The organism is Microbacterium sp. Bi128 (assembly GCF_918698205.1).
In genome coordinates this window covers 1-1,674 of record NZ_CAKKMM010001135.1, presented here as the reverse complement: position 1 = coordinate 1,674, position 1,674 = coordinate 1, and the positions used below count along the sequence as shown (strand labels likewise).

General features: G+C 66.6%; 1 protein-coding gene. It reads left to right on the top strand.

Features of this window, described 5'->3' with window-relative positions; all coding sequences use genetic code 11:
* Positions 1-255: 255 nt before the first annotated feature.
* A partial coding sequence (locus LQV45_RS30525) for an HNH endonuclease signature motif containing protein (protein WP_230010984.1) occupies positions 256-1,674 on the top strand: 1,419 nt, incomplete at its 3' end.

The window sequence follows — 1,674 nt, the reverse complement described above, 5'->3', positions numbered from 1 at the left end:
CTTCATGGGCGCCTTTGGCCCCGCAATAGATGGAGACAACTGGATGAGGGCGCGCGGTTGGGCCCTCATCCTGTCCACCGCCATGCTGAGCAACTCCGACGATAATCCTCGGATGTTCGCCGTAGGAAAGTTCGGGATCAGGCAGATCCTGGCTGACGGACTTCGCCTGCAACTCTGACGCCAGAGTTAAATGTCAGTGGCGCCTGCCATGCTGAGGGTGTGGAAGGCAAAGCAGCTGCGGAGACGTTGGAGGCCATGGAGGCCTCCCTTGCCAGGTTGTCTGCATTTGCCGGTCGCGGAGCCGGGAACGCGGCCTCGACTGGCGCCGACCCTCTTCGGGACGAAGCGGACGCGTGCCTGGACGGTATGGCTGAGGTCGCCAGCATGGAAGCCAGGCTGGCCGCCCTGAAAGTGCACTTCGCCGCCGGATATGCCCGCGCTGCCGTCGCCATGGCGGGCCCAGCCGATTCCCCGCAGGAGCGCACCGCCCAGGAAATGGCCGTGACAGCAGAGGTGGCCTGTGTCCTGACCGTGAGTGAAAGATCGGCGGCGGCGCTCCTGGCAGAGTCGGCCACCCTGACCACTAAGTTGCCCCTGACGCTGGCTGCGCTGCAAGTAGGCAGCATTTCATGGCAACACGCGCGGGTGATGTGTGATGAAACGTCCGGTCTGGACCCCGCCGCGGCGGCTGCCTTGGAGGCTCATTTCCTGGACCCCGAAGCTCCCTTTGCCGCGCGTGGCTGCCCCGCAGGGGAGCTGGTGCCGGGCAGGTTCCGGGCCAAGGCGCGCAGATGGCGTGAGCTGCACCATCCCGTAAGCATCGAAGCCCGCCACCGCAAGGGTGTGGAGGACCGTCGGCTGGAATATGTGCCGGACCGGGACGGCATGGCCTGGCTCTCGGCCTATCTGACTGCGGATGTGGCGGTGGCTGCATGGTCCCGTGCCACGGAAGCGGCCCGTGCCCTGCAGGAGCCGAATGAATCCCGGACCCTGACCCAGCTCCGTGCGGACGTCGCCGCCGACTGGCTGCTGGCGGGGGTGGCGGAAGGAACTCCGTCACCCAAGGCGCAGGTCCTGGTGACCGTGCCGGTGCTGTCTCTATTGGGCGCCGAGTCGGAACCGGCCACGCTGGACGGGTATGGTCCCGTTCCGCCGAGCACGGCCCGCCGGCTTGTAGGGGATGGCGCCGGATCGTTCCTGCGTGTGCTGACCGATCCGCGCAATGGAGCGCCGCTGGAAATCGGACGGACCAGCTACCGGGTTCCGAAGGCGATGCGCCAATGGTTGCGGCTTCGGGATGGCCGGTGCCCTTTTCCGGGCTGTAACAACCATTCCCTGGATAACGAAGCGGATCATCTGTTGGCTTGGTCCGAGGGAGGCGGCACCGGCATCACCAACCTTGGCCAGCCATGCCGGCGGCACCACCGACTCAGACACACCACAGCATGGAGGCCGGTTGACGCCACCCGGGACCAGTCACCCGGCTGGATCTCACCCGCGGGACGCTCCTATCCAAGCGAACAACAAGACTGGGAACCACCACGCTGGCCGCAGCACCTCGGCCACGCGGGTGAAGGCCGGGAGTTGGAACCGCCCGACGGGCTCGACGTACTTGCCGGCGCCGTCGGACCCGGAGAAGCCGCTCCGCCATTGCCGGTGGATCCCTTTCCTGAC